An 8,993-nucleotide genomic window follows, 5' to 3' on the forward strand; every position below is an offset into this window, starting at 1 on the left:
AGGTGCTTCTTATAAAACCGCACAAACATTCAGTGAATTCGAATTTACTAATACTTATTTAGATAATACCACAAGTAAAAATACATTCCAAATGGATTATCCAGCAATTATGTCGATTGGAGTTGGATATTCTACAAGCGATATTGATTTTGCTTTAGATTTTAGAAGAGTGGACTATGAAAATACAGAAGGTTTCGAAAAAACTGGATGGACACAAACAGCCTCTGTTGCTGGATTTGGATGGGAAAACATTTCAATTCTTTCTGCTGGATTGCAGTATAAAGGTATCAATAAATTACCTTTACGTATAGGATATACTTACAGCTCTAATCCAATACCAGAAGAAATAACATTTTTTAATATTCCTGCTACAGCAATCATTAAAAACGCCTATCAAGTTGGGTTTAGTTATATAGTAAATGATAGCTGGAAAATTGATGCAGTGTATCATTATGGCTCTAGTAATGGCGCCACGGAGGGTAATTTATTATCTCCTACCATGATTTCTGCAAGTAACCCATTAGGGGCAATTCCTAATTCGTCAGTTTCTTATGATATGACAACTTCAATGATTCAATTCGGGTTGAGTTATACATTTAATAAATAGTTTTTTTTAATTTATTATCCTTTGTTTTTAGTAGCTATCAGCTTAAAGTTGGTAGCTACTTTTTTTAGAATGTATTGTAGGAAATATGGGCTTTTGCCGATTTTATTAATACTTCTGAATACATAAATTAAGTGATCTCTACTTGTGCTTTTTGAGAGATTTTAGCTGTTAATTATTTTAAGATTTAATTGAAAAATATTATAAATTTTGGAAGAAAAAAAGTATATTTATTGAATAAATCTAGAATTGTGAATCTAAAAAGAAACTTTCTGCCAGAAAAAAAGACGCGGTGGCGAACAACCGCCGTTTTTTTAATTGCAGTAATTACAGGATTAGGTTTCTTTATGTCTAAAGAGGCAGCGTTGGTTTCATATATGTCCGATGATCCGTTGGCATGTGTTAATTGCCATGTAATGACTCCGGTTTATAACAGCTGGATGCATAGTTCACACAGAGAATGGGCTTCATGTAACGACTGTCATGTGCCTCACAACAATATTTTTAATCAGTATTATTTCAAAGCAAAAGACGGATTATTTCATGCATCGGTATTTACCTTAAGAGCAGAACCTGAAGTTATGTTTATGAGGGAAGAATCTGCTGAGGTTGTTCAAAATAATTGTATTCGTTGTCATGTTCAGCAAGTTACACAAACCAAATATGATGGGTGGGTAGATGATCATGCTAAAAACAGAACAGAACGACAATGTTGGAGTTGTCACCAAGAGGTGCCACATGGTACCATTCATGGTATTTCAACAATAAAAAATAATATTGCACCGATACCAACAGACTCAGAGAAAACTGTTATTCCAGAATGGTTGGAAAAGGAAATGGATAATAATAAGAAGTAAATTAAAAACTTAATACATGAAAAACAAGGTTTTATTTATTGTAACGGCAGTAGTTGTGTTTCTACTTGGAATGCTCGCATCAAGTATTGTAAATAGAAAAAATGAAGCTAAATACAAATATGTTCCTCAGGTTGAAATAGCTGAAAATGAACCAAGAAATGAAGAATGGGGGAAAAATTTTCCTGCCGAATATCAATCGTATTTACAAACGAGGGATACCAGTTTTGCATCGTATCAAGGAGGAAGTGCCATGCGCGATATATTGCATGAGGACAGTAGGTTAGTAGTGCTTTGGGCTGGGTATGGTTTTTCTAAAGATTATAACCAAGGAAGAGGGCATTTATATGCTATTGAAGATATTAATAATACCTTAAGAACAGGAGGGCCAAAAGGCAAAGGAGATGGACCAATGCCAGCAACATGCTGGACCTGTAAAAGTCCGGATGTGCCGCGTTTAATGAATGAAAAAGGTATTGCAGAATTTTATGCTGGTAAATGGGCAGATAAGGGTGAAGAAGTTGTAAATCCAATTGGGTGTGCAGATTGCCATGACTCTAAAACCATGAAATTAACGATTACTAGACCCGCTTTGGTTGAAGCATTTCAAGCTATGGGTAAAGACGTTAATAAAGCGACGCATCAAGAAATGCGTTCTTTAGTTTGTGCACAATGTCATGTTGAGTATTATTTTGATAAAAAGACGCCAGGAAATGAAGGCATAAATTATTTAAAACTCCCTTGGCAAAAAGGTATGACCGTTGAAGCCATGGAGGAATATTATGATGCTATCGAATTTTCAGACTGGACTCACGGCTTAAGTCGAGCCCCAATGCTTAAAGCACAACATCCAGATTACGAAGTATATTTAACTGGTGTGCATGCCGATAGGGGTGTTTCTTGTGCAGATTGCCATATGCCTTATAAGAGTGAAGGTGGACAGAAATTTACAGATCATCACATTCAATCACCTTTAAATAATGTAGCAAATGCTTGTCAGGTTTGTCACAGAGAAGATGCCGATAAATTGAAATTAAATGTTTATGATCGTCAGCAAAAATCTACCGAAAACAGATTGAAGCTAGAAGATTTCCTTGTAAAAGCACATATTGAAGCTAAAAAAGCCTGGGATTTAGGTGCTACCGAAGCCCAAATGAAAGATATTTTAATGGATATCCGTCATGCACAATGGCGTTGGGATTATGCGGCTGCAGGACATGGATCTTCATTCCATTCGCCAGTAGAGTCTGCCAGGGTTTTAGGAAGCGGATTTTCAATTATTCAAGAAGGTCGTGTTAAATTAGCAAGATTGCTGGCAGAACTAGGCTATAATAAACCTGTAGAGATGCCAGATATATCAACAAAAGCAAAAGCTCAAGAATATATTGGATTGGATATGGAAGCTTTGAAAAAAGAAAAAGCTGAATTCAAGAAGAATTTGGTTCCAAAATGGTTGGAAGCAGCTAAAAAGCGCGAAGCTAATTATGGTTCTAAAACAGTAGCACAAAATAAATAATTTTAGAAGTAACGAATTACTAAGAAAGATAACCTTTGAGGTTTTTATAAAATCATCGAAGGTTATCTTTTTACATTTAAAAGATTCATGAAAAAACTATATAAGATATTTTCATCTTCAAGTTTAGCCTTAATATTGTTGTTAATTTTTGCAGTTGCCATGGCGGTTGCCACCTTTGTTGAGAACGATTTTGGTACTGCAACGGCATGGGTCGCAATTTACGACTCCTGGTGGTTTGAACTTGTAATGCTCGGATTGGTGTTGTCCTTTATTGCCAACATTTTTAAATACAAGTTACTTCGTAAAGAAAAATGGGCCATTCTATTGTTTCATGTGGCCTTTATTGTAATTATATTAGGTTCTGCCATTACACGTTACACTTCGTATGGAGGCATCATGAGAATTAGAGAAGGTGAAGCTTCCAACATTGTAATTTCAGATACCAATTTTTTAAATGTAACCATCACAGACGGAACTTCTAAAACAGCTATCAAAAAAAAGTTAGCCTTTTCTCCAATAAGTGATAATAGTTTCATTTTAGAAACCGAGTTCAAAAGTAAGCCGATAGTCATTTCTTATAAGGACTTTATTCCAGACGCTGAGGCAGAAGTTGTAAACGGTGAAAATGGCGGAGAGCCACTTTTAGAATTGGTTGTTACAGAAGGAAACGGTAGAAATACGATTTACTTAAAGAAAGGTGAGATTGAAAAAATAGGTGACCATCATCATGAATTAGGATTTGATTCTGACAAAGAAGGAATTATTAATATTCATGAAAAAAATGGAGCGTTTAGTGTTATTGCTCCCCACGATTTAGATTTTTTTATCATGTCTTCTCAAACAGCTGGTAGAATTTCAAAAGATAGTTTGCATGACATTACTTTAAGAACATTATACAGATCGGGCGACTTGTCTTTCGTGCCGTTGGCTTATTATAAAAATGGCACGTTTCAAATTAAAAGTACTTCTGTAAAACCAAAAGATAACGATAAAACTAAGGACGATGCTTTAATTGTAAATGTATCTGTTAATGGTGAAGAAAAACCATTGAATTTGTTGTACAGACAAGGCATGTTGCCAACACATCACGAAGTAGAAATTGATAATACCCGTGTTATAGTGTCTTATGGCGCAGCAGCCATTAAAACCCCATTTTCTATTCAGTTAAATGATTTTCAATTAGAACGTTACCCCGGTTCTTCCAGTCCTTCTGCTTATGCTAGTGAGGTTACTATTTTGGATAATAATGAAAAAATTCCGTATAGAATATTTATGAATAATGTGTTGGATTATAAAGGCTACCGATTTTTTCAAGCGAGTTATGATACCGATGAATTAGGAACGGTGCTTTCGGTAAATCATGATAGCATTGGCACATTAGTAACGTATTTGGGATATTTTTTAATGACTTTAGGAATGTTTTTTGCCCTTTTCGGAAAAGCCTCTCGTTTTCATTTTATCAATAAAAAACTAAAACAGCTAAAGAAAAAACAGGTTGCAGCTGTTGTGCTACTAATAGGGGTTCAGGTGGCATTTGCTCAACATACTAATGATTCTATTTCCGTTAAACTTGAATCATTGGTGAAAACGCAACAGGTTGATAAAACCCATGCCGATTTTTTCGGAAGATTATTAGTTCAAGATTTAGATGGAAGAATAAAACCAATAAATACGCTTGCTTCCGAGTTTATTAGAAAAATATCTAGAAAATCGAGCTTTTCATATCCAATTAATGGTGAAAAAGTAAAATTGGATGCAAATCAAACCTTTTTGGCAATTCATATGGTGCCAAGTATTTGGCAGCAAATTCCACTTATTGAAATAGATTTTGATAAAACTGGAGACTTGCTTAAAAACGTTCATGTTGGTGCAAATAAATTAGTCGCTTTTAATAGTTTAATTAATGAAAATGGGGATTATATATTAACCGATGAAGTGGAGGAGGCTAATAAGAAAAAGCCAGCCGAACGAAATGAATTTGATAAAGAGGTATTAAAAATAGACGAGCGATTTAATATTCTCTATAATTTGTTTATTGGTAATTACTTAAAAATATTTCCAAATAAGAACGATAAAAATAATACCTGGTTTAGTTATACACATCATTTTAAAGATTTCCCACAAGAAGATGGTCAGTTCGCGCAAAGTATCATACCATCCTATTTCAACGACATACGCTTAAATGATTATAATGAAGCTCATGAAAAGTTGCTATACATCAAAAAATACCAAGAGATTTTGGGAGAAGAAGTCATTCCGACCCCAGAGCGCATTGAAGCGGAATTATGGTACAATAAAGCAAATATTAATTTTTGGTTGTTTCAGGTGTTTTTTACACTTGGTTTCTTGTTATTAGTTTTAGCAATCGTAAAAATGTTTGTAAGCAAAAAGGCGATTGAGTTTATAAATAACGGCTTAATCTTAGTCACTTTAGTATCATTTTTATGTTTCACCGGAAATATTTTGTTACGATGGTATGTTGCACAACATGCGCCATGGAGTAACGGATACGAAATGTTGGTATTTGTCGCCTGGGTTTTATTACTCTGCGGATTAATAACCTTTAGAAAATCTGATTTCGCATTGCCTTTAGCTACTTTGTTTTCTGGGGCCTTATTATTTGTTAGCTACTTAGATTGGTTAAATCCCGAGATTACCAATTTAATGCCGGTTTTAAAATCGTATTGGTTAAAAATTCACGTAGCAACCATTGTTAGTAGTTACGCGCCTTTGGCCTTGTCCAGTGTTTTAGGTTTAATGGCTCTATTACTAATCATTTTTAGAACTGCTAAAACACAGAAAATCATAGACGTTAAAATTCAAGAGCTTAGCTATATTAATGAAATAGCCATGATTATAGGGCTGTTCGTATTGGCTGTGGGTACGTTTTTAGGTGGTGTTTGGGCTAATGAATCTTGGGGGCGATATTGGGCTTGGGATCCAAAAGAAACTTGGGCATTAATAAGTATTATCGTTTATGCTATCGTGTTGCACTTAAGGTTTATCCCGAAATTAAATAACCATTTTGTGCTTAATGTAGCCAGCATGTTTGCATTTTGGTCTATTATTATGACCTCGTTTGGCGTTAACTATTATTTGTCTGGTTTGCATAGCTATGCGGCTGGAGATCCTTTGCCTATTCCAAATTTTGTATATGTATTAGCTGTGTTCATGATTTTAGTGGCCTTGGTCGCCTTTTTTAGGAATAATAAAAAAGAAATTCACATAAAATGACTAGCCTAAGGGTGATTTGAAAACAATCTTCTATTTTAAAATTATTCTTTATTTTCAATACAGAGTTATAATTATCCTATTTCTCTAAAAATAGTGAGTAGTATTTGTATATTTATCAAAAATACGTATTTGCGGTTATTAAATAAGTATTAATACTTATATTTGTTCTAATATCATTAAGCTGAAATGCATATTATGAACCCACAAGTGCTAAATAATCATAAAACGAAACTCGGTCCTAGAACCCGTTCTGGAATTGCTTGTGATGGGTGCGCTAATCAAAACTGCATTATAAAAAAGGGTGTTTCTTTGGTGAGTGATATTGATTTAATTAATCAAAAGAATGATATACGTTGTAAAAAAGGACAGCAATTTATTATTGAAGGCGCACCGGTAAATGGCTTGTTTTTTATTCTTAAAGGCAAAGTAAAGGTTTTTAGAACGGGTATAAATGGTCGTGAACAAATTGTGCGTTTTGCTAAAGATGGTGAAATTATTGGGCATCGTGGTTTTGGTACAGAGGAGTATTATTCAATAGGCGCAATAGCTTTAGAAGATACGGTACTATGCTATTTTTCAAAAGACGTATTACAAGAAAAATTGCGAAAAAATCCTGAGTTTACCTATAATATGATGCTGTTTTATGCTAATGAACTCAACCGTAGCGAATCGAAAGTAAAGTCTATTTCTCAAATGACGGTTAGAGAACGCGTCGTAGACACTTTATTGTACATAAACAGAAAATTTGGCGAATTAAAAGGGTTTCTCGACCTGTCGCTTAGCAGAAAAGAGTATGCCGATTATGCGGGAACTACCGAAGAACAGGTAATACGTGTTTTTTCAGCTTTGAAAAAGGAAAATCTAATTTTGGCTAGAGGCAAGAAAATAGGCATTACTAATATAGATCTACTTAAAAAGGAAATTAGCGAGCATAACTTCTACTTGGACAGCTAGTTTCTTTTATTCAATTACTTAATTTTTATTCATTTTACTTACTATAATTGGTAAGCTACGTAAGTTTACTTGCTGTGTTTTTGATTTGTAAACATTACGCAAACAGTGAATTATGTCATTTTTATGTTTTTTAGCAGTTTTTTTAGTGGTGAAAAAAGAGGTTTTTATATGGGTATTATCATTGAATAAAAACAGGTGTACTTATATATTTGCTAAAAAATAAGTATTAATACTTAATTAATAAGACTAAGCAATATGAAAACACTATTAACAAAAACAACATGGATCTTATCGGTTTCTATACTATTACTTTCTTGTGGTGGTAAGGAAAAGAAAAAGGATGGAGCGACCGAGGTTGAAACTACAGCGTCAAAAACGATAACATTAGATATTGAAAAACCACAATTAACCTTTGGTTTTATAAAACTTACAGATATGGCGCCTTTAGCCATTGCAAAAGAAAAAGGATTTTTTGAAGATGAAGGTTTATTTGTGTCTGTTGAAGCGCAATCAAATTGGAAAAATGTTTTAGACCGCGTTATCGATGGGCAACTCGATGGGTCGCATATGTTAGCTGGTCAGCCAATTGCTGCGAGAGCAGGTTTTGGTCGTCAAGCCGAATTGGTTACGGCATTTTCAATGGATTTAAACGGAAATGGTATTACGGTTTCCAACGATGTGTGGGCAAAAATGAAACCAAATGTGCCAAAAGGTGCCGACGGAAAACCAATTCACCCCATTAAAGCCGATGCTTTAAAACCAGTTATTACCGAATATAAAAATAAAGGTAACGCCTTTAAAATGGGTATGGTGTTTCCGGTATCTACACACAATTATGAAATTAGATACTGGTTAGCTGCTGCCGGTATAAATCCGGGTATGTACACTGCCGATAATGTACAAGGACAAATTGGTGCCGATGTTTTACTTTCTGTTACACCACCACCACAAATGCCTGCAACTTTAGAGGCAGGAACAATATATGGCTATTGCGTAGGTGAGCCTTGGAATCAACAGGCTGTATTTAAAGGTATTGGAGTGCCAGTTGTAACCAACTACGATATCTGGAAAAATAATCCTGAGAAAGTATTTGTAATGACTAAAAAGTTTGTTGAAGAAAATCCAAACACAGCCATTGCTGTAACAAAAGCCTTAATTCGTGCTGGTAAATGGTTAGATGAACCAGGAAACAGAGCAGAAGCTGTAAAAATATTATCGATGCCTCAATACGTTGGAGCAGACGAAGTGGTTTTAGCGAATTCTATGACAGGAACCTTCGAATTTGAAAAAGGTGATAAACGCGAGATGCCAGACTTTAACGTGTTTTACAAATACAACGCAACTTACCCGTTCTATTCTGATGGTATCTGGTTTTTAACGCAAATGCGTAGATGGGGACAAATTCCTGAAGCAAAAGCAAAAGGTTGGTACGAAGAAACCATCAAGAAAATTTACAGACCAGATATCTGGAATAAAGCCGCCGCATTATTGGTAGAAGAAGGTTATATCCCTGCGGGAGATATTCCAAAGACCGATGGTTATAAGCCAGCAACAACCGATTTTATTGACGGTACAAAGTATGATGCTAAAGACCCAATCGGGTACATTAATAGTTTCGCTATAGGAAACAAAGACAAATAATAACAAAAACATTTAGTAAACATGAAGCAGAGCATAGCAATAGAAAAACTATCCAAGTTTATGGGCTTTGGGTTTTTAGGAACATTAAAATCGATAGCGACAGGGAATATTGAAAAAGAAGATTTTAGAAACTTCTTAAGACAGGTTGTCGTGCCGATTGCTTCCATACTCTTATTTATAGGATTGTGGC

Annotated in this window: 6 protein-coding genes; all 6 read left to right on the forward strand. The window is 34.7% G+C overall.

Going from position 1 to position 8,993, the window contains the following annotated elements; all coding sequences use genetic code 11:
- A partial coding sequence (locus tag ABYI63_RS16715; protein ID WP_372758004.1) for an OmpP1/FadL family transporter occupies positions 1–607 on the forward strand: 607 nt, incomplete at its 5' end.
- Positions 608–855: 248 nt separating this feature from the next.
- Positions 856–1,461, forward strand: a complete 606-nt coding sequence (gene nrfH / locus ABYI63_RS16720; protein ID WP_372758005.1) for a cytochrome c nitrite reductase small subunit — start codon at positions 856–858, stop codon at positions 1,459–1,461.
- A 16-nt stretch (positions 1,462–1,477) separates the two neighbouring features.
- Complete coding sequence (nrfA, locus tag ABYI63_RS16725) at positions 1,478–2,974, forward strand: ammonia-forming cytochrome c nitrite reductase (RefSeq protein ID WP_372758006.1); 1,497 nt, start codon at positions 1,478–1,480, stop codon at positions 2,972–2,974.
- Positions 2,975–3,061: 87 nt separating this feature from the next.
- Complete coding sequence (gene ccsA, locus ABYI63_RS16730) at positions 3,062–6,208, forward strand: cytochrome c biogenesis protein CcsA (RefSeq protein ID WP_372758007.1); 3,147 nt, start codon at positions 3,062–3,064, stop codon at positions 6,206–6,208.
- Positions 6,209–6,403: 195 nt separating this feature from the next.
- Positions 6,404–7,162: a Crp/Fnr family transcriptional regulator gene (locus ABYI63_RS16735; RefSeq protein ID WP_372758008.1), complete on the forward strand. Its 759-nt coding sequence runs from the start codon at positions 6,404–6,406 to the stop codon at positions 7,160–7,162.
- 255 nt (positions 7,163–7,417) lie between these two features.
- Positions 7,418–8,803 carry a CmpA/NrtA family ABC transporter substrate-binding protein gene (locus ABYI63_RS16740; protein ID WP_372758009.1) on the forward strand — a complete coding sequence of 462 codons (1,386 nt, stop codon included), beginning with the start codon at positions 7,418–7,420 and terminating at the stop codon, positions 8,801–8,803.
- Positions 8,804–8,993 lie beyond the last annotated feature (190 nt).

The sequence above is a fragment of the Mariniflexile sp. genome, assembly GCF_041583155.1.
Lineage (GTDB): Bacteria > Bacteroidota > Bacteroidia > Flavobacteriales > Flavobacteriaceae > Mariniflexile.

What these genes read in the sequence shown, in the direction of transcription:
- ccsA (WP_372758007.1), top strand. Translation starts at nt 3,062, where the DNA reads ATGAAAAAACTATATAAGATATTTTCATCTTCAAGTTTAGCCTTAATA.
- nrfA (WP_372758006.1), top strand. Translation starts at nt 1,478, where the DNA reads ATGAAAAACAAGGTTTTATTTATTGTAACGGCAGTAGTTGTGTTTCTA.
- ABYI63_RS16735 (WP_372758008.1), top strand. Translation starts at nt 6,404, where the DNA reads ATGAACCCACAAGTGCTAAATAATCATAAAACGAAACTCGGTCCTAGA.
- ABYI63_RS16740 (WP_372758009.1), top strand. Translation starts at nt 7,418, where the DNA reads ATGAAAACACTATTAACAAAAACAACATGGATCTTATCGGTTTCTATA.